This window comes from Arthrobacter sp. NPDC058130 (assembly GCF_042884475.1).
Classification (GTDB): domain Bacteria; phylum Actinomycetota; class Actinomycetes; order Actinomycetales; family Micrococcaceae; genus Arthrobacter.
In genome coordinates this window covers 102,453-127,919 of sequence record NZ_JBHVTV010000003.1, presented here as the reverse complement: position 1 = coordinate 127,919, position 25,467 = coordinate 102,453, and the positions used below count along the sequence as shown (strand labels likewise).

Annotated in this window: 22 protein-coding genes; 6 read left to right on the top strand and 16 right to left on the bottom strand. The window is 66.8% G+C overall.

Annotated elements, in window-relative coordinates; translation table 11 throughout:
- Nucleotides 1–9: 9 nt before the first annotated feature.
- Nucleotides 10–3,021, bottom strand: a complete 3,012-nt coding sequence (locus ACFVTM_RS08245) for a bifunctional [glutamine synthetase] adenylyltransferase/[glutamine synthetase]-adenylyl-L-tyrosine phosphorylase (RefSeq protein WP_390202932.1) — start codon at nucleotides 3,019–3,021, stop codon at nucleotides 10–12.
- 9 nt (nucleotides 3,022–3,030) lie between these two features.
- A complete protein-coding gene (gene glnA, locus ACFVTM_RS08240; protein ID WP_390202931.1) occupies nucleotides 3,031–4,371 on the bottom strand; it encodes a type I glutamate--ammonia ligase in 1,341 nt (446 codons plus the stop codon).
- 261 nt (nucleotides 4,372–4,632) lie between these two features.
- On the opposite strand from glnA, the gene panB reads away from it, so the two are divergent.
- The 3 genes from panB to ACFVTM_RS08225 all read left to right on the top strand — a co-directional run bounded on the left by panB (nucleotide 4,633) and on the right by ACFVTM_RS08225 (nucleotide 7,101).
- Nucleotides 4,633–5,595 (top strand): 3-methyl-2-oxobutanoate hydroxymethyltransferase, encoded by a 963-nt coding sequence (gene panB, locus ACFVTM_RS08235; RefSeq protein ID WP_390202930.1) that lies wholly within the window; start codon nucleotides 4,633–4,635, stop codon nucleotides 5,593–5,595.
- 250 nt (nucleotides 5,596–5,845) lie between these two features.
- Nucleotides 5,846–6,235, top strand: a complete 390-nt coding sequence (locus ACFVTM_RS08230; RefSeq protein WP_390202929.1) for an SHOCT domain-containing protein — start codon at nucleotides 5,846–5,848, stop codon at nucleotides 6,233–6,235.
- Nucleotides 6,236–6,339: 104 nt separating this feature from the next.
- Complete coding sequence (locus ACFVTM_RS08225; protein ID WP_390202928.1) at nucleotides 6,340–7,101, top strand: MBL fold metallo-hydrolase; 762 nt, start codon at nucleotides 6,340–6,342, stop codon at nucleotides 7,099–7,101.
- Nucleotides 7,102–7,167: 66 nt separating this feature from the next.
- On the opposite strand, the gene ACFVTM_RS08220 is transcribed toward ACFVTM_RS08225, so the two are convergent.
- Both ACFVTM_RS08220 and ACFVTM_RS08215 read right to left on the bottom strand, forming a co-directional pair.
- Nucleotides 7,168–9,276 carry an alkaline phosphatase family protein gene (locus ACFVTM_RS08220; protein WP_390202927.1) on the bottom strand — a complete coding sequence of 703 codons (2,109 nt, stop codon included), beginning with the start codon at nucleotides 9,274–9,276 and terminating at the stop codon, nucleotides 7,168–7,170.
- Between the two features lie 112 nt (nucleotides 9,277–9,388).
- Nucleotides 9,389–9,553, bottom strand: coding sequence for an SPOR domain-containing protein (locus ACFVTM_RS08215; RefSeq protein WP_390202926.1), 165 nt, complete (start codon nucleotides 9,551–9,553; stop codon nucleotides 9,389–9,391).
- A 163-nt stretch (nucleotides 9,554–9,716) separates the two neighbouring features.
- On the opposite strand from ACFVTM_RS08215, the gene map reads away from it, so the two are divergent.
- Together map and ppgK are read left to right on the top strand one after the other, a co-directional pair.
- Nucleotides 9,717–10,595 carry a type I methionyl aminopeptidase gene (gene map, locus ACFVTM_RS08210; protein WP_390202925.1) on the top strand — a complete coding sequence of 293 codons (879 nt, stop codon included), beginning with the start codon at nucleotides 9,717–9,719 and terminating at the stop codon, nucleotides 10,593–10,595.
- A 97-nt stretch (nucleotides 10,596–10,692) separates the two neighbouring features.
- The gene (ppgK, locus tag ACFVTM_RS08205; RefSeq protein ID WP_390202924.1) at nucleotides 10,693–11,496 is read left to right on the top strand and encodes a polyphosphate--glucose phosphotransferase; all 804 of its coding nucleotides are present in this window, start codon (nucleotides 10,693–10,695) and stop codon (nucleotides 11,494–11,496) included.
- A gap of 202 nt (nucleotides 11,497–11,698) precedes the next feature.
- Here ppgK and nrdR read toward each other — a convergent pair whose 3' ends face one another.
- The 3 genes from nrdR to ACFVTM_RS08190 form a co-directional block, all read right to left on the bottom strand.
- A complete protein-coding gene (gene nrdR / locus ACFVTM_RS08200) occupies nucleotides 11,699–12,202 on the bottom strand; it encodes a transcriptional regulator NrdR (RefSeq protein WP_390202923.1) in 504 nt (167 codons plus the stop codon).
- A gap of 160 nt (nucleotides 12,203–12,362) precedes the next feature.
- Nucleotides 12,363–13,715 carry a histidinol dehydrogenase gene (gene hisD / locus ACFVTM_RS08195; protein ID WP_390203219.1) on the bottom strand — a complete coding sequence of 451 codons (1,353 nt, stop codon included), beginning with the start codon at nucleotides 13,713–13,715 and terminating at the stop codon, nucleotides 12,363–12,365.
- Nucleotides 13,716–13,882: 167 nt separating this feature from the next.
- Entirely contained in the window at nucleotides 13,883–14,446 is a 564-nt protein-coding gene (locus ACFVTM_RS08190; protein ID WP_390202922.1) for a hypothetical protein, read from the bottom strand.
- A gap of 196 nt (nucleotides 14,447–14,642) precedes the next feature.
- On the opposite strand from ACFVTM_RS08190, the gene ACFVTM_RS08185 reads away from it, so the two are divergent.
- Nucleotides 14,643–15,101 (top strand): flavin reductase family protein, encoded by a 459-nt coding sequence (locus tag ACFVTM_RS08185; protein WP_390203218.1) that lies wholly within the window; start codon nucleotides 14,643–14,645, stop codon nucleotides 15,099–15,101.
- Here the strand turns inward: ACFVTM_RS08185 and dnaE are convergent.
- The 9 genes from dnaE to ftsZ all read right to left on the bottom strand — a co-directional run bounded on the left by dnaE (nucleotide 15,098) and on the right by ftsZ (nucleotide 25,225).
- A complete protein-coding gene (gene dnaE, locus ACFVTM_RS08180) occupies nucleotides 15,098–18,655 on the bottom strand; it encodes a DNA polymerase III subunit alpha (RefSeq protein WP_390202921.1) in 3,558 nt (1,185 codons plus the stop codon). The genes ACFVTM_RS08185 and dnaE overlap by 4 nt on opposite strands.
- Before the next feature lie 43 nt (nucleotides 18,656–18,698).
- Nucleotides 18,699–19,661, bottom strand: a complete 963-nt coding sequence (locus ACFVTM_RS08175; protein ID WP_390202920.1) for an RluA family pseudouridine synthase — start codon at nucleotides 19,659–19,661, stop codon at nucleotides 18,699–18,701.
- Nucleotides 19,654–20,232 (bottom strand): signal peptidase II, encoded by a 579-nt coding sequence (gene lspA, locus ACFVTM_RS08170; RefSeq protein WP_390202919.1) that lies wholly within the window; start codon nucleotides 20,230–20,232, stop codon nucleotides 19,654–19,656. The genes ACFVTM_RS08175 and lspA overlap by 8 nt, the downstream gene beginning before the upstream one ends.
- Nucleotides 20,233–20,400: 168 nt before the next feature.
- On the bottom strand, nucleotides 20,401–21,105 hold the full coding sequence (locus tag ACFVTM_RS08165) for a DivIVA domain-containing protein (RefSeq protein ID WP_390202918.1): 705 nt from the start codon (nucleotides 21,103–21,105) through the stop codon (nucleotides 20,401–20,403).
- A gap of 160 nt (nucleotides 21,106–21,265) precedes the next feature.
- Complete coding sequence (locus tag ACFVTM_RS08160; RefSeq protein ID WP_390202917.1) at nucleotides 21,266–21,574, bottom strand: YggT family protein; 309 nt, start codon at nucleotides 21,572–21,574, stop codon at nucleotides 21,266–21,268.
- 137 nt (nucleotides 21,575–21,711) lie between these two features.
- Nucleotides 21,712–22,242 carry a cell division protein SepF gene (locus ACFVTM_RS08155; protein WP_390202916.1) on the bottom strand — a complete coding sequence of 177 codons (531 nt, stop codon included), beginning with the start codon at nucleotides 22,240–22,242 and terminating at the stop codon, nucleotides 21,712–21,714.
- A gap of 87 nt (nucleotides 22,243–22,329) precedes the next feature.
- Entirely contained in the window at nucleotides 22,330–23,091 is a 762-nt protein-coding gene (locus ACFVTM_RS08150; protein ID WP_390202915.1) for a YggS family pyridoxal phosphate-dependent enzyme, read from the bottom strand.
- Nucleotides 23,084–23,881 carry a polyphenol oxidase family protein gene (locus ACFVTM_RS08145; protein ID WP_390202914.1) on the bottom strand — a complete coding sequence of 266 codons (798 nt, stop codon included), beginning with the start codon at nucleotides 23,879–23,881 and terminating at the stop codon, nucleotides 23,084–23,086. The genes ACFVTM_RS08150 and ACFVTM_RS08145 overlap by 8 nt, the downstream gene beginning before the upstream one ends.
- A 126-nt stretch (nucleotides 23,882–24,007) precedes the next feature.
- The gene (gene ftsZ, locus ACFVTM_RS08140) at nucleotides 24,008–25,225 is read right to left on the bottom strand and encodes a cell division protein FtsZ (RefSeq protein WP_390202913.1); all 1,218 of its coding nucleotides are present in this window, start codon (nucleotides 25,223–25,225) and stop codon (nucleotides 24,008–24,010) included.
- Between the last annotated feature and the right edge of the window lie 242 nt (nucleotides 25,226–25,467).

Below are 25,467 nucleotides of genomic sequence, written 5' to 3'. Positions count from 1 at the left end.
GTCGGGGCGCTACTGGCCGTAGAAGACGCGCTCGAACACCGCCCGGGCGCGCCGGCTCAACCGCAGATAGTCCTCTTCCAGCTCCGCGGCGTTGCCCTGGCCGTAGCCGCACCAGCGGGCCACGGCCTCGAGGTCGCGGCGCGAGGACGGCAGCAGGTCCGAGGGCCGGCCGGTCCAGATGACGTTGGCCGAACGGATCCGGCTCGCCAGCCGCCAGGCCCGGAGGAGGATGACGGTGTCCCCCGCGTCCATCAGGTCCAGGGCAGCGGCCGCCTCAAGGGCCTCCACGGTGGATGTGGTCCGCAACTCCGGGTGCTTTCCGGCGTGCTGCAGCTGGAGCAGCTGCGCCAGCCATTCGACGTCGCTGAGGCCGCCGCGGCCAAGCTTCAGGTGCCGGGCGGGATCGGCCCCGCGCGGCAGGCGCTCGGCCTCGACCCTGGCCTTGACCCGCCGGACCTCCCGCGCGTCCTGGTCGGACAACGACTCCGGGTACCGGATCGTGTCGATCAGCGCCACAAAATCCTCTGCCAGCCCATCGTCGCCGGCCATCGGGCGCGCCCGCAGCAGCGCCTGGGCCTCCCAGACGAGGGACCACCGGCGGTAGTACTCGGCATAGGACTCCAGGGACCGCACCATGGGCCCGCTCTTGCCTTCGGGGCGCAGGTCCGCGTCCACGGCCAGCACCCGTTCGGCCAGGATTGCCGGTTTAAGCGGCTGGGTCAGCAGGCTTGAGAGCTTGCCCACGATCTGCAGAGCCTGCGCCTGCGCCTCCTCCTCCGGCACCCCCGGAAGTCCGCGGTGCACGTACATGACGTCGGCGTCCGAGCCGTAGCCGATCTCCCGGCCGCCCTGCCGCCCCATCGCGACCACCAGCACGTGCGTTTTCAGCGGTTCCTCGGCGGTAATGATGGTCTCCGCCACGCGCAGCGCCCCCAGGACTGCTGCCCGGTCGGTATCGGCGAGGGCTCCGCCCACCTGGTCCTGGTCGAGCAGCCCTTCACTGTCCGCAATGGCGATCCGGAGTATTTCCCGGCGCCGGATCAGCCGGATCAGCCGCATGGCGCTCTCGGGGTCCGAGTGCCGGGACATTTTCGAGGTGATCTCCAGCCACTGGGATTCGAAGCTGAGCGGCACCAGGTCCTTGTCCGTGCCGAGCCACGCCACGGACTCGGGCGAAACCTCCAGCAGGTCCGCGATCAGCCGGGAGTTGGTGAGCACGTGGCAGAGCCGCTCGGCCGCGGCAGTCGAATCCCGGAGCATGCCCAGGTACCAGTGCGTCGTGCCCAAGGCCTCGCTGACGCGCCGGAAGGCGAGCAGCCCGGCGTCGGGGTCAACGCCGTCGGCCAGCCAGTCCAGCAGGATCGGCAGCAGCTGGCGCTGGAGGGCCGCGCGCCGGCTGACGCCGGCGGTGAGGGCCTCGATGTGCCGCATGGCGCCGCGGGGATCGAGGTAGCCCAGGGCGGCGAGGCGGCCTTGGGCGGCCTCCGGGGTCAGGCGCGCCTCTTCGCTGCTCAAGGTGGCGACGCTATTGAGCAGCGGGCGGTAGAAAATGCGTTCGTGGAGTTCCCGGACGGAGCGCTTGGTCTTGCGCCAGGCGGCGACGAGGGCGTCCGGCTTGGGCCGCTCGGCGGAGAAGGGCCCCAGGACGGCCTTGGCGAGGGAGCGCAGCGACGCGTCCTTGACCGGCATGAGGTGTGTCCGGCGCAGCTGGAACAGCTGGATCCGGTGTTCGAGCAGCCGCAGGTAGCGGTAGTCGCGGTCAAACTCCGCGGCGTCGGAGCGGCCGATGTACCCGCCGGCGGACAGCGCTGCGATGGCCGACGTCGTGTCCCGGCAGCGCAGCGTTTCATCGGATTTGCCGTGCACGAGCTGCAGCAACTGCACGGTGAACTCGATGTCGCGCAGCCCTCCGCGGCCCAGCTTGATCTGCCGCTGTTCCTCGTCGGCCGGGATGTGCTCGGTGACCCGGCGGCGCATGGCGCGGACGGATTCGACAAAGCCTTCCCGGCCGGCCGAGGACCAGATCAGGGGCGACACGGCGGCTTCGTAGCGCGCCCCCAGGGCGGGGTCGCCGGCGATGGTCCGGGCCTTCAGGAGCGCCTGGAATTCCCAGCTCTCGGCCCAGCGCGCGTAGTAGCTTTCATGCGAGGCCAGGGTCCGGACCAGCGGCCCGGACTTTCCCTCGGGCCGGAGGTTCGCGTCCACTTCCCACAACCCCGGTTCACGGCTCGTGGACATGATCGCCCGCGAGATCCCGGTGGCCAGGACGGTGCCGATCGTAATGGCCTGCGCGTCTTCCAGCGCCCCGGCATCGATCACGTAGATGACGTCGACGTCGGAAATGTAGTTCAGTTCGCGGGCTCCGCATTTGCCCATGCCGATCACGGCGAGGCCGACGTCGGCCACCTCCGCGGCGTCGAACTTCTCCGCTGCCTCGGCCCGGGACACGGCGAGGGCCGCCTCGAGCGCGGCGCCGGCGAGGTCGGCCAGTTCGGCGCCGGCGGCCGGCATGAAGTCCAGCGGATCGGCCGCGCACAGGTCCTTGATGGCGAGTTCCACCAGCCCGCGCCGGTAGGCGGTCCGCAGGGCCGCGTAGGCCTCCTGTCCACTGAGGGCCGCCACCGGCCGGGCGGACTTCGGATCGGCCCGCACGGACTGCAGCAGCCGGGACCGCAGGTCCACGGCGTCCGCGGCCATGGGTTCCGGGCTGGCCCTGACGTCAAAGGCGTCGAGATGCTCCGGGTGGCGGATGAGGAACTCCCCCAGCGCCTCGGAGGCGCCCAGGACCCGGTACAGCGGTTCGCTGGTTTCCAAACCGGCGACGGCGAGCTTGCGCAGTTCCGGGTGCTTCTCGATCAGCCGGACCAGGGACTGCAGGGCAGTGTCCGGGTTCGCCGCCAGCTGCAGCCCGGCAAAGAGGGCATCCTGGTCGAGCCCCTCCAGTTCCCGGGCAGCCAGGAACCGCTCGCCCTTGTCGAGATCACTGAAGCCGGCGGCAATGAGGCGCCGTGCCAGGCTCATGGGGGCAGCCTACAGAATGCCGAGGTTGCGCTGCAGCTCGTAGGGCGTCACCTGGAGGCGGTAGTCCTGCCACTCCGCACGCTTGTTGCGCAGGAAGTGCTCGAACACCTGCTCGCCGAGGATCTGCGGCATGAGCTCGGAATCCTCCATGGTCCGGATGGCGTCGTGCAGGCTCGCCGGCAGCGGGTCGTGACCCATGGCGCGGCGTTCCGCGGTGCTCAGCGACCAGATGTCGTCCTCCGCCGCCGCGGGGAGCTGGTAGCCCTCCTCGATGCCCTTGAGGCCGGCGCCGAGGAGTACGGCGTAGGCAAGGTAGGGGTTGGCGGCCGAATCGATGCCACGGTATTCGATCCGTGCGGACTGGCCCTTGCCGGGCTTGTACAGCGGGACGCGGACCAGCGCGGAGCGGTTGTTGTGGCCCCAGCTCAGGTAGCTCGGCGCCTCTCCGCCGCCCCAGAGCCGCTTGTACGAGTTCACGAACTGGTTGGTGACGGCCGTGAATTCGGGTGCGTGCTTGAGGATGCCGGCGATGAACTGACGCGCCGTCTCGGACAGCTGGAACTCCGCACCGGCCTCGTAGAAGGCGTTGGTGTCACCTTCGAAGAGCGAGAAGTGTGTGTGCATGCCGGAGCCCGGGTGGGCCGTGAAGGGCTTGGGCATGAAGGTGGCGTAGGTGCCCTGCTGCAGCGCGACTTCCTTGATCACCGTCCGGAAGGTCATGATGTTGTCCGCGGTCTGCAGGGCGTCCGCGTAGCGCAGGTCGATCTCGTTCTGGCCCGGGCCGGCCTCGTGGTGGCTGAATTCCACCGAGATGCCCACAGATTCGAGCATGGTCACGGCGGTCCGGCGGAAGTCCTGGGCCACGCCGCCGGGAACGTGGTCAAAGTAGCCGCCCTCATCCACGGGGACCGGCGATCCGTCCGGGCCCGGCTCCTGGGACTTGAGCAGGTAGAACTCGATCTCGGGATGGGTGTAGCAGGTGAAGCCCATGTCCGCGGCCTTGGCCAGGGTCCGCTTGAGGACGTTGCGCGGGTCGGCGGCGGACGGTTCGCCGTCGGGCGTCAGGATGTCGCAGAACATCCGCGAGGTCGCCTCGGTCTCACCGCGCCACGGCAGGATCTGGAACGTGGCCGGATCCGGCTGGGCGAGCATGTCGGATTCAAAGACGCGGGCCAGGCCTTCGATCGATGACCCGTCGAATCCGAGCCCCTCCTCGAACGCGCCTTCCACCTCGGCCGGGGCCAGGGCCACGGACTTGAGCGATCCCACGACGTCGGTGAACCAAAGGCGCACAAACCGCACATCGCGCTCTTCGATCGTCCGCAGGACAAACTCTTGCTGGCGGTCCATTCTGGCCTCTTTCCGGTTCTTCCATCCGCCCCAGGCCCGGCCTTTCATGGGCCCCGCGGTTGCTCACCGTTCACTTTACTAATCATTGCCACCGATTGCTGAAGCCGGACCCCCGCGTAACACACCGTTAACACAAAGGCGGACGATTTCGCTGCGGAGGACGGGCTTGCCCATCCCCGCGGGCCACCGTGTGACGTGATTCACTGACCCGGGCCCGTCCCCCGGTAGCTGCGGCGCTTGATATCGCACTACGCTCTTGGCATGGCCACAAGCAACAGCTCTGATTCCAGCACGCCCGCAGAACTTGCGGCCCCCTACGGCAACGGCCCGGCGGCTTCGGCGGCCGGAGCCGCCGGAACCAACGGTGGAACCACCGGTGGAACCGCTGGCAGTGCCGCCGGCGGGGCAGCCGACGCGCCCCGGAAACCGGCGGCCAGGATCCGCACCCATCATCTTCACCAGGCCAAGGTCAACGGCGAGCATTTCGCCATGCTCACCGCCTATGACCAGTACACGGCCGAGATTTTTGACCAGGCCGGCATCGAGGTCCTCCTGGTGGGCGATTCTGCCTCCAATAACGTCTTCGGCAACGAGACCAGCCTGCCCGTGACGGTGGATGAACTCCTTCCCCTGTGCCGGGCCGTCGCCCGCTCCGCGAGGCGGGCCCTGGTGGTGGCAGACCTTCCCTTCGGCAGCTACGAGGTCTCCGCCCAGCAGGCCGTAGCAACCGGCGTGCGGTTCCTGAAGGAGGGCCTGGCGCATGCGGTCAAGATCGAAGGCGGAAAGTTCTACGCCGAGACTGTCCGGGCCATGGTCCAGGCCGGAATCCCGGTCATGGCGCACATCGGCTTCACCCCGCAGAGCGAGCACGCCCTGGGCGGCTACCGGGTCCAGGGCCGCGGCGATGACGCCGAGCGGCTGATCGCCGACGCCGTCGCCCTGGCCGACGCCGGCGCGTTCTGCGTGCTGATGGAAATGGTTCCCGCCGACACGGCGGCCGCCGTGGATGCCGCCGTCGAGGTCCCCACCGTCGGCATCGGTGCCGGCAACGCCACCACCGGGCAAGTTCTGGTGTGGCAGGACATGGCGGGCCTGCGTGGCGGAAAGATGGCGAAATTCGTCAAGCAGTACGCCGACCTGCGGACCTCGCTCAGCAACGCCGCCGCGGCCTACGGCGACGACGTGCGCTCGGGCCAATTCCCCGGCCCGGAGCACTCCTTCTAGGCCACCTCCCTGGGCCATCTCCGAGGCCTCCATCTAAGCCACCGGCGGTGCCCGCAAGGCATTCGCTCCTGATGTGTAATCCGTGACCTGCGGCGATACCTCATCCTTCCCGGAGGATGCGTTGCGCCGGGAGTCCGGGCACTCTGACATCAAAGGTCCGCAACAGGGCCTGGGCAGTTGTTCCGCCGACCCAAATTCGTGGACGAATCGAATGGGTCAGAAACCGGCGGACACTTAGAGAGGAGTAGCGATGGACACGGGTAACTTCTGGAACGTCCTCCTGTGGAGTTTCTGGTTCTTCATCTGGATCGCCGCGTTGATGGTGTGGTTCCGCTGCTTGATTGACATGTTCAGCGACGACACGCTCAGCGGCTGGGCCAAAGCCGGCTGGGTAATACTGCTCGTATTCGTGCCCTGGCTCGGCGCCCTTATCTACCTGATTGCCCGGGGCCGCAGCATGACCGAGCGCTCGATGAAGGCCGTTGCCGAGCAGCAGGCCGCCCAGCAGCAGTACATCCAGCAGGTCGCAGGCAAGTCGGCCAGTCCAGCCGCCCAGATCGCCGATGCCAAGGCTCTGCTTGATTCCGGAGCCATCAACCAGACCGAGTTTGATTCCCTTAAAACAAAGGCCCTGGCCTGACGCGGGCACAACTGACAGAGACACCTGGCAGAGATACCTGACACAGACAACGGGCCTCCGCCCGGGCCGTCACGGCCGTCGACCTGGGCGGGGCAAGGGAAGTCATGAGACTCACCTGGCTGGGTCACTCGTCGGTGGTCCTGGATGTCGACGGGGTTCGGATCCTGACTGATCCGTTGCTTCGTGCCCATGCGGGGCTGTTGCGGCGCCTGGCGCCGCGGCCGGACCCGACGGCGTGGAGCCGGCCGGACGTGGTGCTCCTCTCCCACCTGCACCACGACCACGCAGAGTTGCGCTCCCTGCGCATGCTGCACGGGACGGCGCTGATGAGCGCTCCGGCGAATGTCGTCTGGCTGCGTCGTCGGAAGCTGGTGCACGCACTTCCCTTGGGAGACGACTGGACCCCGGTAGGCACCGGGGTCCAAATTCGCTTGGTGCCGGCCGAACACCACAGCCGCCCCATGCCGCACCGCCCCAACGACGCCAACGGCCAGCTGGTCCGGGGCCCGTCGGGCATAGTCTGGATAGCTGGGGACACGGGGCTGTATCCGAAGATGGCCTCGATCCCCGCCATGGCAGGCGGGTCGATCGACGTGGCCCTGGTGCCGGTCTGGGGGTGGGGACCCAGGCTCTCGGCGGGACACCTGACTCCGGAGAGCGCCGCCCGGGCTGTCGCGATGAGCGGCGCACGATTCGCCGTGCCGGTGCATTGGGGAACGCTGCACCCTCCGTTGGTCACACGCTTCGCCCGGAGCTGGCTCGAGGAGCCCGGGCGCCGGTTTGCTGATGCCGTGGCGGAGCAGGCCCCTGGCTGCACGGCGGTGGTCCTCGCACCCGGCGAATCGTGGGTACTGCCGCCCCCGTGAGCCGACCGCCTGGCATCTACCGGAGCAGAAACTGGCCCCGCCGCGCGGGGTCGACCCCGCGCCTGATCAACCCCGGAACGCCGTCGTGGCGCGCTGGCCACAGGACTCGAGCATCCCCACCAGCACCCGGTGAAGCTCATCGGCGCCTTCTATCCGCTCGGGCAGGCCCGCCATGAGATCGGCCGGGCCAAGCAGCATGGCGCGGTCCTGCCACCCGCCCAGGCCGCCGTGGGATCCGACGAGGCCTTCAAACGCTGCGACGTCGTCGGTCACCGGGTCAACCGTGCTGTTGACGTACAGATCCGGCGCTTCGGGGTGCATCAGCGCGCGGCGGAGCACCCGCGCCGCGTGGGACCCGAAGGGGGCCAACGGGTCGATGCCCTCCACGGCACCGCTTGCGATGTTGATGCGCCCCTGGCTCCCGATCGCCCACTCTTCGCCGTCTTCATCGATGCCGGCGACGAACCCTACGCCGGGATGGCCCGCCAGTCCGGGAACCAGGGCCGGCCACTCCCGCTCCAGGGCTTGGAGGGTCCAGCGCCGGTCACCCCGCACGTAGACCAGGCCCAAATTGCCCGAGCCCAACACGACAACCGGGTCCTCCTCCGTGCCGCCTGACGGCGAAGCCCGCTCCGCCGGCGTCTGCTGTTTCGAGGTCTGCTGTTCCGAGGTCTGCTGTTCCGAGGTCTGCTGTTCCGAGGTCTGCTGTGCCCTGGTCAGCATCTCGTCGGCACGGAGGGCGAGTTTCCCGGTCATCCCGCCAGCCGCGATGTCACCGGCGATCGAGTCCGCGCGCCCGAGCCCTTCGACGGATGCGTCAATGTTCTGAACGTGCTCGTGCATGAGTTCCTCGCACAGATCGCCGAGCGACTGGCCGTATCGGTCGGCGAAGGGGGCGCCCTGGGACTGGCCGTGGTCCGAGAGCACTACCAGCCGATAGCGGCGGGGAGCGGACCCGGCGAGCTGGGCCAGGGATCCCAGGGTGCGGTCCAGGCCATCCAGTGCGGCGAGCGACTCGGGCCGGAACACGCCTGCGTGGTGGGCGATCTCGTCATAGTCCACGTAGTCGACATAGATGCACTTCGTCCCCCGACGCATTTCCTCTGCCACCAGGGCCGTGTTCAGGTCCCGCAGGAGGGCGTTCGTGACCGCCCGCAGCAGGGCGAAGGTCCAGTCCCGGTGAACACGCGGGTCGAGGTTGCGTTTGACCTGCCGTCGGGCCTGCCAACGCTCCTTGAGGATCTCCCCGACGGTCCTGGTAAAGCTGCGCATGAACCCGTTCGGCGAGGCAAAGAACCAGGCGAACGCGCGGCGGGTTTGGGTGGAGCCGCGGCGGACTTCCACCCGGCTCATGGTCAGCAGCGATCGTGAGGCGTCACCGGTGAACAGGTTCGAAATCGAAACGCCGTCCTCGCAAAGCAGGCCCTGGCCGGTACTGTGCCTTTCCTCTATCACCCGGGCGTCTGCCGGACGGTTGGCCACCAGGACCCGGCCGAGCTCACGGTCATACCACCGGAAGGCGGGGATCCCGTCGACGGTGCCGTGCAGAATGCCCAGCTGGCTGGCGGGCGTGGTGCAGGGCAACTGGGGCGTCCATTCGCGGAACTTGTAATCCCCCGATGTCAGCCAGCGCCGGATATGCGGTACTGCCCCGGACTGGACGGCCCACTGCAGCACCGGGAAGGGGACGCCGTCGAGCTGGACAAACAGGACGCCGTCAACCTCCGGATCGCCCACCGTTTCCGGCCGCCGCGCCCGTCCGGCCAGCGAGGTGATCAGCCCGTCATCAGTGCCGGCCGTCGTGGCCCACGAAATGAGGGTACCCACGACGGCGCTGACCCAGGTTGCGGCAATGGCGGTCCATACCGTCGACTCGATACCGGGCACCAGACGGATGGCGAGGTACATGATCAGGGCCTGCCCGATCAGGGCGGTGAGAATCACTCCAGTCCAGCCCACCCTGGCCGAGATCTCCACCAGTGCGGGCCGGAGGACCAGGCCGACGAGTCCGGCCGCCGCTGCCACGGCGGCGTAGGCCCACCAACTGCTTGCCGAGAAACCAGGAAGCAGTGCACCGGTGATAATAAGGGCTACGGTCGAGGCAGCCCAGGCAACGCCGAGTCTCGCCAGGTCGGTGAATCGGACACCGCGGTTGCGGGTAACGCTCGTCGGCATTTTCTCAGTATGGCTGGAGGCAAACGGCTGGCACTCACCCTCACAGGGTGAAAATCACGGGCCGGGAAGTATCAGCCCGGCGGTATCAGCCCGGCTGAACGGGGGGAACCCGCTAGTCGTCATCGTCCTTTTCCCACGCCTCATTGCGGGCCTTGACCTTTTCCAAGGCGTGTTCGGCTTCCTCACGGGTCTTGTACGGTCCGATCAACTGACTCCAGTCGGACATCGCGTCTTCCTCGATCTCGTGCGTGTTGACGTTGTACCAGTATTCGGGCATCGGTGCTCCTTCGCTGATTTCCCGCAGATTCTCCGGCAGTTTTTCCAGCTGTTTTCCAGCTGTTTTTGCGGCTGTTTGCGGCCATATTTTCCGGCTCTGTTTTCCGGGCTCTTTTTCCGGCCCAGTTTTCCGGGCGGGGCCCGGGGGCTTATATGATCAATCTATGCCTTCTCTAGCCTCAACTGCACCCATCGGCACGCTTGTCCCGGGGACATTGAGCCCGCAGCTTCCGGTGCCGCCGTCCATCCCGCGCCCGGAATATGTGGGCAAGCCGGGTCCGGCAAAGTTCACAGGGTCAGAGGTCAAGTCGGCAGAGACCATCGAGAAGATCCGGATCGCCGCCAGGATCGCGGCCCAGGCCATCGTGGAGGTCGGCAAGCACATCGAGCCCGGTGTCACCACCGACCACCTGGACCGGGTGGGCCACGAGTTCCTGCTGGACCACAACGCGTACCCGTCCACTCTCGGCTACCGGGGCTTTCCGAAGTCGCTTTGCTCCTCGCTCAATGAGGTCATCTGCCACGGGATCCCGGACAGCACGGTGGTCCAGGACGGCGACATCCTCAACATTGACATCACGGCCTTCATCGGCGGTGTGCATGGCGATACCAATTACACCTTCCTGGTCGGCGATGTCGATGAAGAATCGCGCCTCCTGGTCGAGCGCACGCAGGAGTCACTGAACCGCGCCATCCGGGCCGTAGCGCCGGGACGCGAAATCAACGTGATCGGCCGCGCCATCGAGTCCTACGCAAAGCGCTTCGGCTATGGCGTGGTCCGCGACTTTACCGGCCACGGCGTCGGTGAAGCCTTCCACACCGGCCTGATCATCCCTCACTATGACGCCGCGCCGGCATACAACACCGTCATGGAAACCGGTATGGTGTTCACGATCGAGCCGATGCTGACCCTGGGCACTGTTGACTGGGACATGTGGGCCGATGACTGGACGGTCGTGACCCGCGACCACAAGCGCACAGCCCAGTTCGAGCACACCCTGCTCGTCACAGAGACCGGCGCTGAGGTCCTCACGCTTCCCTGATCCCCCGCACCACCCGGTATTTCACTGCATTATCCTGCTCTTCCCCGCCGGCCCCGTCCGGCTCCTACCGCCCGCCCCTGCCACGAACGGAACGACATTGGCCAAGAAGGACGAGAAGTCGAAGAAGAACGCCCCTCTGATCGGCATTGACATCGGCGGTACCGGTATCAAGGGCGGGATCGTGGACCTGAAGAAGGGGAAGCTGATCGGCGACCGCGTGCGCTTTCCCACGCCGCAGCCCTCCACCCCCGAATCCGTGGCCGAAGTCGTTGCGCAGGTTGTCGCCGAGCTCTCCGCCCGTCCCGACGCCCCCGACGCGAACAGCCCCGTGGGCGTCACCTTCCCGGGCATCATCCAGCACGGTGTGGTCCACTCGGCCGCCAATGTGGACAAGTCATGGCTGGAAGCCGACATCGATGGCATGCTCACGGCACGCCTTGGCCGTCCCGTGGAGGTCATCAACGACGCCGACGCCGCCGGCCTCGCCGAGGCCCGCTTTGGTGCCGGCGAAGGGATCGATGGCACCGTTCTGGTGATCACATTGGGCACCGGCATTGGCTCGGCCTTCATCTTTGACGGCAAGCTGGTTCCCAACGCCGAACTCGGCCACCTGGAGATCGACGGCTTCGACGCCGAGACCAAGGCCTCGGCCGTGGCCCGTGAACGTGACGGCCTCAGCTGGGAACAGTACAGCGTGCTGCTGCAGCGCTACTTCTCCCACGTGGAGTTCCTGTTCTCCCCCGAACTCTTCATCGTGGGCGGCGGCATCTCCAAGCGTGCCGACGAGTACCTGCCGCACATGAAGCTGCGCACGCCGATCGTCCCGGCCAAACTGAAGAACGACGCCGGGATCGTTGGCGCGGCCATCGAGATCGCGCTGAAGCACAAGCTGGCCAAGTAGAACCCTAAAGCGCCGATTGAGCTATCACTCCTGGTTGTTCTGAACGCTCAGAACCACCAGGAGTGATAGCTCAATTTTTTTGTGGAGCGGTGAGGTTGGAGCCGGTGGTGGCCGCGGCTTCCCCTCCGCTGCCACCACCGGAGTCTGTGGTGGTTCCTGGTACCTGGTACCTAGTACCTAGGACCTAGTCAAACCAGGAATATCACGACGGCGCCTGAAGCGGACTCTTGTCCGGGTTCTTGCCGTCCCGCCGCTTGGTCTCGGCCTCATGGCGAAGCAGGGATATCGCCGCCTCAAAGTCTTCCAGCGATTCGAAGGCCTGGTAGACGCTGGCGAAGCGCAGGTAGGCAACCTCGTCGAGCCGCTGGAGCGGCTCGAGGATCGCCAGGCCGACTTCATGGGCTTCGATCTCGGCGGCGCCGGAGCCCCGGATCGCCTCCTCGACTTCCTGCGCCAGCAGGGCGAGATCGTCTTCCGTCACGGGACGGCCCTGGCAGGCCTTGCGGACGCCGTTGATGACCTTGCTGCGGCTGAACGGCTCGCCGACACCCGAGCGTTTGATGACGGTCAGGCTGGTCGTTTCCACCGTGGTGAAGCGGCGGCCGCATTCGGGGCACTGGCGACGACGCCGAATGGCGGAGCCGTCGTCGGCGATCCGGCTGTCCACGACGCGCGAATCAGGGTTCCGGCAGAACGGGCAATACACGTCGTTTCCTCCCCTGTCGCAATCCCTGAAAAGTCGCAATCCGCGAAAGGCCCTCATCCCTGAAAAGGGAGCTTACCCTGCCGCTCTGTGACCCCAGTTTACGACTAGATGTAGCTGAATAACAAGCCTGTAATTACTACATGTAGTGGTCTGGTACCTGCTACCGGGCGGCGAACCGCACCGTGACGGCCTCGCCGTGCGCCGGCAGATCCTCCGCCCCGGAGAGGCTGACGATGTGGCCGCTGACCTGCTCCAGCGCGGAACGGCTGTAGTTGATCACCTGGATGGCCCGCAGGAACGTGGTCACGTTCAGTCCGGAGGAAAAGGCGGCCGTGCCGCTGGTCGGCAACACGTGGTTGGACCCGGCGCAGTAGTCGCCCAGGCTCACGGGGCTGTAGTCCCCCACGAAGATCGCACCGGCACTGCGGATCCTCGCTGCCACCCCGGCGGCATCGGCGGTCATGATTTCAAGGTGCTCCGCGGCGTATGCGTCGCAGGCGGCGATGCCCTGCTCGAGGTCATCGACCAGCACCACGCCGGACTGCGGGCCGGAGAGGGCCTCCCGGACGCGGCTGGAGTGCTTGGTGGCAGCAGCCTGCCGCTCAAGCTCCACCCGGACGTCGGCGGCCAGGGCCTCGGAGTCGGTGAACAAAACCGATGCCGCCTTGGGGTCGTGCTCCGCCTGGCTGATGAGGTCGGCGGCCACGAGGGCGGGGCTGGCGGTGGAGTCGGCGAGGATGGCGATCTCGGTGGTGCCGGCCTCGGAGTCGATCCCGACAACGCCCTTGACCAGCCGCTTGGCGGTGGCCACGAAGATGTTCCCCGGACCGGTCACGACATCCACGGGGTCGATCCCGGGGAGGTTGCCGCCGTCGGAGGCGTCGGCCGGGATGCCGTAGGCGAAGGCGGCGATGGCCTGCGCCCCGCCGATCGCATAGACCTCTTCGATGCCCAGGAGGCAGGCCGCCGCCAGGATGGTGGGGTGCGGAAGGCCGCCGAAGTTCTTTTGCGGCGGCGATGCCAGCGCAATCGACTCGACGCCTGCGGCCAGGGCCGGGACCACGTTCATGATCACCGAGGACGGGTAGACGGCCAGGCCGCCGGGTACGTAGAGCCCGACGCGCGCCACCGGCACCCAGTTCTGGCTGACCACGGCGCCGTCGCCGAGTTCGACGTCGATGTTGGCCGGGCGCTGGGCGTCCGCGAAGCTGCGGGCCCGGCGGATGGACTCCTCGAGTGCCGCGCGAACGGCGGGATCCAGGCCTTCAAGGGCCGCACGCAGCGCCTCGGCCGGGACGCGGGGGTGCCTCTGTTCGACGCCGTCGAAAGCCAGGGCCAGCTCCCGGAGGGCGCCGATGCCCCGCGCGCGGACGGCGGAGATGATGTCCAGGACCTTGTCCTCGGCGTCGGCCATGGTGCCCGACTGTGCCCGGGGCACGGCCGCGCGGAGTCCGGCGAGGGACAGATGCTGGCCGCGCACGTCCACCGTGCGGAAGTTGAGGGCGGCGGTCATCGGGGTCAGGGGGCTGTCAGGAGTTAGGCTCACCCGATCATTTTACGTGCCCCGCCGCGGCGGGCCGACGCTGTGACGCGGGTCGACGCTGCGGTCGGGCCGACGCTTTGACGCGGGTCGACGCTGCGGTCGGGCCGACGCTTTGCAGCCGCTGGGCAACGCGCGGGTCAGCGGCGGGGCTTGCCGCCGGAGCCCGGGAAGAGGCTGTTCAGGAAGATGGCCAGCGCGATCGCCGCCGGCCAGATGGCGAGGACCGCGTAGGAGCGCAGTGAGAAGGCGACACTTGCGCTGGCTGATGTATCCGCCGGCGCTCCCCACCATTGGGCGCTGAGCACGCCGGTTCCCCACGCGATGAGCGCGCCGGCGGCACCGGCGAGGACCACCAGGATGACGGTGCCGGGGCCGGGCTGGTAGTGCTTGGAACCGGCAACGAACGAGCCGGCGATGCACCCGGCGAGCAGGCACAGTCCGGCCAGCACCAGGTCCCTGGGCAGCCAGGTTGCGGTGTTCGTGCCGGCGGCGAGGTCCGGGTTTCCCGTGAGGAGATTCAAGCCCGACGGCGCCAGAAGCCACCAGAGCAGCCCCACCGGGACGCCTGCGGCCGCGATGGCCGCGGCCTTCCGCCAGGGGCGGCCGCCGGGTCCTGGCTGCTGCCCGGGATCCGCGACCAGTACCGGCTGCGCGGGCTCCCCGTCGTGGTGGACGGGGCCGTCTACTGCGGGCTGTGTCATGCAACAAACGGTAACAAGGATTTCGCCGGCCAATGACGCCTCCCGGCAGCACATGACGGCAAAAGTAAAGAAAATGCCGTAGTCGATTCCCTTGCGCAATACGCTGGAGGGGTAGGAAGTATCACGCGCACGTGCAGCAGGGAGTTGGATCGCAGTGGCCACAGATGAAGGAATCTTCGAGGGAACGTTCAAGGAAATGTTCCGCCGGCACGCCGCGGGCGTGGCCATCATCACCGCCAACCACAACGACGTCCCGTTCGGTTTCACTGCAACGTCCGTGGCCTCGCTGTCCGCCAAGCCGCCGCGCTTCACGTTCAACATGGCCCGGACCTCCAGTTCCTGGCCGGCCGTGGCCAACACGACCTACATTGGCGTCCATATGCTCGGGCTGGACAACCAGGAGCTCGCTGACCGCTTCGCCCGCGCCGGCAACCGGTTCGACGGCGACCACTGGGAACACGGACCCCATGACGTGCCTGTGCTCAAAGGCGTCGCCGGCTGGCTGATCGGCAAAGTCCAGATGCGGCTCTCGTTCGAGAACAACGCCGTCGTGGTGGTCGAGGTGGTGGAGGGCCAGGTCGGCGACGACGGCGCTCCCCTGCTCTACCACTCCGGGGCGTATGGCCAGCCCGTTCCGCTCGACTACGAAATCTAATTATCCAGGCACGTCGGGCCGAGCAGCACTTTCAGGTCGCCGAACAGGGACGGGCTCGGGTTGACCCGCAGATGCACCGGCAGGCCCATGACCTCCACCCGGGTGTCGCCTTGCAGGTGCAGCCTGACCTCGGAATTTCCGCGGTGGGTGCGCAGCACGTCGCCGAGCTCCGTCACCACGGCCTCGGTCGCCTTGTGCGTGGCCATGGTGATGACCACGGGCCCGTTCTGGCTGTCGCTGAGGTCCGGGACGGATAGTTCCATGCAGTTCAAGGTGACGGCCCCGTCGTCGCGCCGTTGCAGGCGGCCCTTGACCACCACGATCAGGTCCTCCGCCAGTACAGAGGCAATGGGGCCGTAGACCTGGCCGAAGAACATGACCTCCATGGAACCGGCGAGGTCCTCGATTTCGGCGCGGGCGTAGGCGTTGCCGCTGGCCTTGGCGATCCGTCGGCTCAGCGAGGTGATCATGCCCGCGATGGTCACGATCGAGCCGTCCGGCGGGCCGTCTTCGGCAATGATCGAGGTGATGGACCGGTCGGCGTGCTGGCTCAGGAGACCTTCCAGTCCCTGCAGCGGGTGGTCTGAGACGTACAGGCCGAGCATGTCGCGCTCGAACGCCAGTTTGTCCTTCTTCTCCCATTCCGGCAGGTCGGGGATTTCCGTGCTGAGCGAGGCCTCGGGTTCCTGGTCCTCAAAGCCGGCAAAGAGGTCGAACTGGCCGATCGCCTCATTGCGCTTGAGCGTGATGACGGAGTCGATCGCCTCTTCATGGATCATGGCCAGGGCGCGCCGGTGGTGGCCCAGCGAGTCGAAGGCGCCGGCCTTGATCAGGGATTCGATGGTGCGCTTGTTGCAGACCACCGCGGGGACCTTCATGAGGTAGTCCTTGAAGGACGTGTAGGAGCCTTCCTTTTCGCGCGCCGCCACCATGGCTTCGACGGCGTTCACGCCGACGTTGCGGATGGCGCCCATGCCGAAGCGGATGTCGTTGCCAACAGGGGTGAAGTTCAGGGCCGACTCATTGACGTCCGGCGGCAGCACCGTGATGCCCATGCGGCGGCATTCGTTGAGGTAGATCGCCGACTTGTCCTTGTCGTCGCCGACGCTGGTGAGCAGGGCCGCCATGTACTCCGGCGCGTAGTGCGCCTTCAGGTACGCGGTCCAGTAGGAGATGACGCCGTACGCGGCTGAGTGCGCTTTGTTGAAGGCGTAGTCGGAGAACGGCAGCAGGATGTCCCACAGGGTCTTGACGGCCTCCATGGAGTAGCCGTTGTCCTGCATGCCCTGGGAGAAGCCGGCGAACTGTTTGTCCAGCTCGGATTTCTTCTTCTTGCCCATGGCGCGGCGCAGGATGTCGGCCTGGCCCAGGGTGTAGCCGGCGAGCTTCTGCGCCACCGCCATAACCTGCTCCTGGTACACGATCAGCCCGTAGGTGCCGCCGAGGATTTCGGCGAGCGGTTCCTCGAGTTCCGGGTGGATCGGGATGACGTCCTGGATCTTGTTCTTGCGCAGCGCGTAGTCGGTGTGCGCGTTGGCGCCCATGGGTCCGGGCCGGTACAGGGCCAGCACGGCGGAGATGTCTTCGAAGTTGTCGGGCTTCATCAGCTTGAGCAGCGACCGCATGGGGCCGCCGTCGAGCTGGAAAACGCCCAGGGTATCGCCGCGGGCCAGCAGCTCGTAGGACGCCGTGTCATCCAACTCGAGGGTTTCGAGGTCCAGGTCGACGCCGCGGTTCATTTTGATGTTTTCCAGGGCATCGGAAATGATCGTCAGGTTTCGCAGCCCGAGGAAGTCCATCTTGATCAGGCCGAGGCCTTCGGACGTCGGATAGTCGAACTGGGTGATGACCTGGCCGTCCTGGAAGCGGCGCATGATCGGAATCACGTCGATGATGGGGTCCGAGGACATGATGACGCCGGCGGCGTGCACGCCCCATTGCCGCTTCAGGCCTTCGATGCCCAGCGCGGTTTCGAAGACCTTGGCAGCCTCCGGGTCCGTGCTGATCAGCTGCCGGAAGTCCCCTGCCTCGCTGTAACGCTTGGATTGCGGGTTCTGGATGTCGGCCAGCGGAATGTCCTTGGCCATCACGGCCGGGGGCAGCGCCTTGGTCAGCGTCTCGCCCATGCTGAACGGGTAGCCCAGCACGCGCGAAGAGTCCTTGAGGGCCTGCTTGGTCTTGATGGTGCCGTAGGTGACGATCATGGCCACGCGCTCGTCGCCGTACTTGCGCGTGACGTAGTCGATCACTTCGGAGCGGCGCCGGTCATCGAAGTCGACGTCGAAGTCAGGCATGGAGACGCGGTCGGGGTTGAGGAAGCGCTCGAAGATCAGGCCGTGGTGCAGCGGATCGAGGTCGGTGATGCGCATGGCGTACGCCACCATGGAGCCTGCACCGGAGCCACGTCCGGGGCCCACCCGGATGCCGTTGTTCTTGGCCCAGTTGATGAAGTCGGCCACCACCAGGAAGTAGCCCGGGAAGCCCATGGAGGTGATGACTTCCAGCTCATAGTCGGCTTGCTTGCGGACGTTGTCCGGGATGCCCTTGGGATAGCGGTACTGGAGACCCTTGTCGACCTCCTTGACCAGCCAGGACGTTTCGTCCTCCCCCTCCGGGCAGGGGAACCGTGGCATGTAGTTGGCGCCGGTGTTGAACGACACTTCGCAGCGCTCGGCGATCAGCAGCGTGTTGTCGCACGCCTCGGGGTGGTCGCGGAACAGCTCCCGCATTTCCTGCGGTGACTTCAGGTAGTAGCCGCTGCCGGAGAAGGCAAAGCGCGAGCCGCCGTTGTCGTAGGTCGGTTCCAGGAGCGTGGAACCGGACTGGATGGCCAGCAGGGCCTCGTGCGCCTTCGCGTCGTGCTCGTGCGTGTAGTGCAGGTCATTGGTGGCCACCAGGGGCAGGTTCAGGTCCTTGGCCAGGCGCAGGAGGTCGCCGGTGACGCGCCGCTCGATATCCAGGCCGTGGTCCATGAGTTCGCAGAAGTAGTTCTCCGCGCCAAAGATGTCGCGGAACTCTGCAGCAGCCTCGACCGCTTCACGGTACTGGCCGAGCCGCAGGCGGGTCTGGACCTCACCGGAAGGGCAGCCGGTGGTGGCGATGAGCCCTTCCGAGTACGTGTTCAGCAGTTCGCGGTCCAGCCGGGGCCATTTGCCGAAGACCGAGTCCAGCGAGGCGATCGATGAGGCCCGGAAGAGGTTCCGCATGCCCGCGTTGTTGTAGCTGAGCAGGGTCATGTGGGTGTACGAGCCACCGCCGGAGATGTCATCCTTGCGCTGGTGCTCCTCGCCCCACCGCACGCGGGTCTTGTCCGTGCGGGCGGTCCCGGGAGTCACATAGGCTTCGACGCCGATGATGGGCCTGATGCCCTGGTCGGTGGCCCGCTTCCAGAAGTCGAAGGCGCCGAACAGGTAGCCGTGGTCCGTCGTGGCGAGGGCCGGCATCCCGAGCCGCTGGGTTTCGTCGAACAGCTCACCGAGCCGGGCGGCACCGTCCAGCATCGAGTACTCGGTGTGGTTGTGGAGATGGACAAACGAGTCGTTGCTGGAAGTCACCGCACCATTCTAGTGCCGAGCTACGACGGCGGCGTGCAACGGCTCAGGCGTTCCCTGACTCCAGGACCTCAAGCGCGTACTGCAGGTCCTGCGGGTACTCGCTCGTGACGGTGACGCGCTCCCCCGTCCGCGGATGGTCGAAGGACAGTTCCCGGGCGTGCAGCCATTGCCGGGTCAGTCCGAGGGTGGCAGCCAGCCGCGGGTCGGCCCCGTAGGTGAGGTCGCCGGCGCAGGGGTGCCGCAGGGCGGCAAAGTGCACGCGGATCTGGTGCGTGCGGCCAGTTTCCAGGTGTACCTCGACCAGGGAGGCCTTGCCGAAGGCTTCCAGGACCTCGTAGTGCGTCACCGACTCACGGCCGTCCTCGATCACGGCGAACCGCCAGTCGTGGCCCGGGTGGCGGCCGATCGGCGCGTCGATGGTGCCCGCCAGCGGATCGGGAAGGCCCTGGACGACGGCGTGGTAGACCTTGTCCACGGTGCGTTCCTTGAAGGCCCGCTTGAGCACGGTGTAGGCGTTTTCGGTCTTGGCGACCACCATGACGCCGGAGGTACCGACGTCGAGCCGGTGGACGATGCCGGCGCGCTCCGGTGCGCCCGACGTCGAAATCCGGTAACCGAGACCGGCGAGGCCACCGACCACGGTGGGTCCTACCCAGCCGGGTGAGGGGTGGGCTGCCACGCCGACCGGTTTGTCGATGACGACGAATTCGTCATCGTCCAGCAGGATCAACAGGTCGTCCACTACTTCCTCCACGATTTCCAGGGGGTCCCTGCGGTCCGGCACCACGACGTCGAGCACGGCGCCGGGGGCGAGCTTGAGCGACTTCCCCACGGGCTTGGCATCGCTGGTGACGTTGCCCTCGGCGATCAGGGTGGCTGCCTGGGAGCGGGAGATGTCCATCAGTCTGGCCAGGCCTGCGTCCACGCGGGAGCCCGCCAGGTCCTCCGGGACGGTGAAGCGCCGGTGCCCGGCGGGGGCGGCCCTGCCCGAGGTAGTTTCAGACATCCTTGGCCACCGTATCCTTCGAGTGGCGAGAGCCGTCCAGGGAGATCCCCCGGAGCGTCAGTAGGCAGATGATCACGACGGCGGAGACGACCGCCGAGTCGGCGATGTTGAAGATCGCGAAGTTTGGAAGCTGGATGAAGTCCACCACGTGGCCCATCGCGAAGGACGGCTCGCGGAAGAGCCGGTCCGTCAGATTGCCGAGTGCGCCGCCGAGCAGCAGCCCGAGCGCCAGCGCCCACCAGAGCGAGCCGAGCTTGCGCAGCTGCAGCAGGATCGCGACGGACACGGCCGCCATGATGATCGTGAACACCCAGGTGACGTTTTCACCGATCGAGAACGCAGCCCCGGAGTTGCGGATGTAGTACCAGTGCAGCAGCGGCGGAATGACGGGGATCCGCTCGCCCTCGGTCATGGTGCTCGTGACCCAGAGCTTGGTCAGCTGGTCGAACACGTAGGCGAACACGGCGAAGCCAGCGAACAGGACAAGCAGCTTTGCCCGGCGCGGCCGGGTGTGCACAGGCTGTGCCGCCTCGACGGGCAGCAGGGGCTCTGGTGATGGTGCGTCAGTCATAGGGCTTTCGTTCGGGAGCCAGTGCGGAGACTGGGGTGGGGTGCCCGGCTGGTGCCGGCCGGCGGACCCGGTGGCGGCATAGTGCGGGAAAATACAGTGAGGGAAAACGAAAAAGCCGGCGGCCGAGGAGTCCCCAGCCACCGGCTTTCAGAATACTTGGTTAATTCCCTAGCTGGCTTCGCCAACTTCAGGGGCCGCGACGGAGCCGCGGGCATCCAGGTCACGGAGCTGGCCTTCGATGTAGGCCTTCAGGCGCGACCGGTAGTCACGCTCGAAGCCGCGAAGCTGCTCAACCTTGCGTTCCAGGACGGAGCGCTGCTGCTCGAGGGCACCGAGGATCTTGCGGGACTTCTCCTGCGCGTCGTTGACCAGGCTGCTGGCCTCGATCTGGGCTTCGGCGATGATCTTGTCGCGCTGCTGCTCGCCGTCGGCGACGTGCTTGTCGTGCATCTGCTGCGCCATGGCCAGCAGGCCGGCGGCGGACTCGGAGGCCGGGGTGGCGGCGTTGCGTGCCGGTTCGACTGCCTGTGCAGCCTGAGCAGCCTTGGCGGCCTGCTCGGCTTCCTTCTTCTTGGCAGCTTCTGCTGCCGCCTTTGCCTTGGCCTCGGCCTCGGCCTTGGCGGTGTCTTCCTTCTCGGCCTTGACGGGCGCCGGGACCTTTTCCACCACGGGTGCGGCGGCTGCGGAGCTGGCAGGCGTGCCGGCGCCGGATTCGGCGAGCTTCTTGCGCAGCTCGTCGTTCTCCTGGTTCAGGCGCCGAAGTTCGACGACGATCTCGTCCAGGAAGTCGTCAACCTCGTCCTGGTCGTAGCCCTCGCGGAACTTGGTCGGCTGAAAGCGCTTGTTGACAACGTCTTCTGGCGTCAAAGCCATCTGGTCACCTCGTTGGTCTAGTTAGTCAGGAGGCCTTCCGGCCGTCAAAACTACGGTACCTAAATATGGTCTGGTTCCTCTAATTCAACACCGCAGTGTCAAACCGGAGTTTTCTTTCAGTTCGGGCCCAGGCCCAGGTCGCCTGCTGTTCGGCGGCAGCTTACGCCGCGATCGGCTGGGCGTACACCAGGCCCTTGACGATCCACATCGCCACGCTGACGGCCACGAACAGCAGCAGGAAACCGATGTCCAATGAGATTCCACCCAGACGCAGCGGCGGGATGAGCCGGCGGAGCAGCTTGAGGGGCTTGTCCGTGACCGAATACACAGCATGGGCGGCCACGAGTGCCATCCCGCGCGGCCGCCAGCTTCGGGCAAACATCTGCACCCAGTCGAAGACCAGGCGGATGATCAATGCCACGAAAAAAAGCAACAGAGCGATATAGACGAGCCCGAAAACAATTCCCATGAGCTAACTCATATCTCCATGTTCATTCCGGATACCGAAGTGTCCTAAGGAAAGTGTCACTTCTATTTCAACACGGATAATTCCGCACGGATGCCAGGCAGGTCTCCCCGCCTGGCATCCGTACCGAATATTCGGGCCTAGCTTTGGTTGAAGAAACTTGCCGTCGTCTCGCTGGCCTTCTTGTCATCGCCAATGACTTCGATGTACGACGGCGAGAGCAGGAAAACCTTGTTCGTCACCCGTTCGATGCTGCCACGGAGGCCGAAAACAAGCCCGGCGGAGAAGTCCACGAGGCGCTTGGCGTCAGCCTCGCCCATGTCGGTGACATTCATGATGACGGGGATGCCGTCGCGAAAGCTTTCGCCGATGAGTTTGGCGTCGTTGTAGGACCGCGGGTGGATGGTGGTGATCTGCCGCAGTCCGGTGGTCTCTTCGCGGCTCGACGCCGCACGCTTGATGGGTGTCACAGGTGCGCGATATTCCTCTTCAGCGGCTTGAGGCTCTTCCCGGGGGACCTCGCGGACGGGCGCCGGCGCACGGCGTTCCTCGCGGTCGTGCTCCATGGATTCGTCCTCATCCTTGTGCGGTGTGGGGTGCTCAGACTCGTAATGTTCGTCGCCGTCGGCGAGCCCAAGATAGATCATTGTCTTGCGCAGAGCGCCAGCCATGGTCGACTCCTAATCTTGTCCGTAAGCGGGCCGCTTAATGACTAGACAGCCTTGGAACCCCCGCCATTACATTCCAATACGTCGAACTTACCGCAGGGCCGGACGGGGACCGAGAATATCGGAGCCAATGCGCAGGTGTGTCGCCCCAAAGCGGACGGCCTCCTCGAGGTCCTGGCTCATGCCGGCGGATATTCCCGTGGCGTCCGGATACTGTTCGCTCAGCCGCCCGGAAATGGCCGCCAGCTTCTCGAAGGCGGCCGCAGGATCGGCGCCCAGTGGGGCAACCGCCATGACGCCCGCGAGCCGCAGTCCGGCGGCTCCGGCCAGCTCTTCGGCCAGCTCGGGAACCTCGCCTGGGGCCGCGCCACCGCGGTGCGCCCCGGCGTCCTCGTCCAGGCTGACCTGGATGAAGCAGTCCAGGGGCGGACGCCCGGTGCGTTCACTTTCGACTGCCATCGCTTTGGCGAGTGCGGCAACCAGTGCCCCGCGGTCCACCGAATGCACGGCGTGCGCGTACTTCACCACGGACTTGGCCTTCTTGCTTTGGAGCTGGCCGATGAAATGCCAGCTCAGGCCCAGGTCCTCGAGCTGGGCCGCTTTCTCCGCCGCCTCCTGATCCCGGTTTTCCCCGACATCGGCGACGCCGAGCGACGCCAGCCGCCGAATGTCCTGCGCCGGGTGGAACTTGGTGACGACGATCAGGCGCGGCGGTGTCTCCTGCCGGCCGGCGGCGGCCACGGCGGCGTCGATCCTGCGGCGGACGGCCGAGAGATTCACCTCCAGCTGGGTCAGCCGGGGGCCCTCCAGTGCGTCCTGCCGGCTGTCGGGTCCCGCCACGGGCTCAGTCATCGCCATGCGCCAGATCCGCGTGCGTCGAGTCCGTCCACGCCAGGCCGGCGAACCGGCCGGTGTGGCTGTTGCGACGGTAGGAGAACAGGGTCTCGTCCTCAAGGGTGCAGCCCCCGGAGTATTCGACTCCGACGCCCGCTGCTTCCAGCTGGCTCCGGACGCCTGCCGGCAGGTCCAGCCCCGGGGTGCCGGTGGACGTCGTGCACCACGCTGCGGGCACGGCCGCGGCAACGTCGGCGCGCAGCCCTTCGGGGACCTCGTAGCAGCGACCGCAGACCGAGGGCCCCACCCAGGCGCTGATGCGGTCCGCGCCAAGCTCCCGCAGGCGTGCCACCGCGGCCGGCACCACTTCGTTGGCCACACCGGGCCGCCCGGCGTGCACGACGCCGAGGACAGGCGTCCCGGCCGGGTCCTCGCCGACCAGCACCACCGGCACGCAGTCCGCCACCAGGACGGCCAGCGGCTCGGTCCGGGAGACCAGGGCGTCGGCCGTGGGGGCAGCCGGAACATCCCCCGCCGTGCGCAAAGTCACTGTGCCTAAAGCCGCAGTGTCTAAAGCCGCAGTGTCCAAAGCCGCAGTGTTCCCACCAATGGTGGCGACGTCGTTGCCGTGGACCTGGTTCATGTACCGGAACGTCCGGCCGTCAAGCCCGGCAGCCGCGTCGAGCTCCGCGCGCCGGCGGTGGACCGCGTCGGGGTCATCGCCAACATGCAGCGCCAGGTTCCCGGCTCCGACGTCGGTGAAAGCCACCCACACGCCCGGCCGGACTTCAGCCCGCCAAAAAAACAATCACAACACCGCCATCAACATGTCCGGAATCTCTACGTTCATACAATCCACCGTAACCCGGCGCAAAGCAGCATGGCACCGCCGGACGGCGGTGCCATGCTGAAGCCGGGCGGATTGCCGGAGGGTTTACTTGAGGAAGTCCGGGACATCCAGGTCATCGGAGTGCCGGCCGGAGAGGTCCGGTTCCACGACGGCCGGCAGGTCGACGTCGAAGCCAGAGTCGGCCGGTACTGCGGAGGGGCGCTGCTGGCCCCAGCCGCCGTAGCCGGCGGCACCCACCGTGGCGTGCAGCGGCTGGACCGGTGCGGAGGCCGGAGCCTGCGCCGGAGCGGGCGCGGCGGACGCGGGCCGCGGCGGCGCAGCCGGCAGGGACTGGTCCATGGACGGCGAGGTGGCCTTGACGTCGTCGAAGCCGGCGGCGATGACGGTGACGCGGGCCTCGTCGCCAAGGGCGTCATCGATCACGGCGCCGAAGATGATGTTGGCCTCCGGGTGGGCGACTTCCTGGACCAGGCGGGCCGCCTCGTTGATTTCGAACAGGCCCAGGTCCGAGCCGCCCTGGATGGACAGCAGGACACCGTGGGCGCCGTCGATCGATGCTTCCAGCAGCGGGGAGGCGATGGCCAGTTCCGCGGCCTTGACGGCCCGGTCCTCGCCGCGGGCAGAACCGATGCCCATCAGCGCGGAACCGGCACCCTGCATGACGGACTTGACGTCGGCGAAGTCGAGGTTGATCAGGCCGGGGGTCGTGATGAGGTCCGTGATGCCCTGCACACCGGAGAGCAGGACCTGGTCGGCGGAACGGAAGGCATCCAGGACCGAAACGTTGCGGTCGCTGATGGAGAGCAGGCGGTCGTTAGGGATCACGATCAGGGTGTCGACTTCATCGCGCAGGGCGTCGATGCCGGCCTCGGCGGACCCGGCCCGGCGGCGGCCTTCGAAGGTGAAGGGACGCGTCACGACGCCGATGGTCAGGGCGCCAAGGGAACGGGCAATGCGGGCCACGACGGGAGCGCCGCCGGTACCGGTTCCGCCACCCTCGCCGGCGGTGACGAAGACCATGTCTGCGCCGCGGATGACCTCTTCGATTTCATCGGCGTGGTCCTCTGCAGCCTGCCGGCCGACCTCGGGGTTCGCGCCAGCACCGAGTCCACGGGTCAGCTCACGCCCGACGTCGAGCTTGACGTCGGCATCGCTCATCAGCAACGCCTGCGCGTCGGTATTGATGGCGATGAATTCGACGCCGCGAAGACCGACCTCGATCATGCGGTTGACTGCGTTCACGCCACCGCCGCCGATGCCGACGACCTTGATGACGGCCAAGTAATTCTGCGGAGCTGCCACGTTACGTGTCCCTTGTTCGTGTACTAATGCGAAAACATTTCGAGTCCTGCTTGAAGCTGGAACCTTAACCTTCGACTTGAAGGTTATAGTTATGTCAAGTAACTCATGTCTGTGACGGTATTTCCTATGCCGGGGACATTCAATAACCGGCGCCGCGTGTCGCGCGAATACCGGGCAAATAGCCCCAGTATGTAGTCCCGCGGGCCGCCCTGCCGGATCGGTGCCCCGGCGGCCGCAACGCC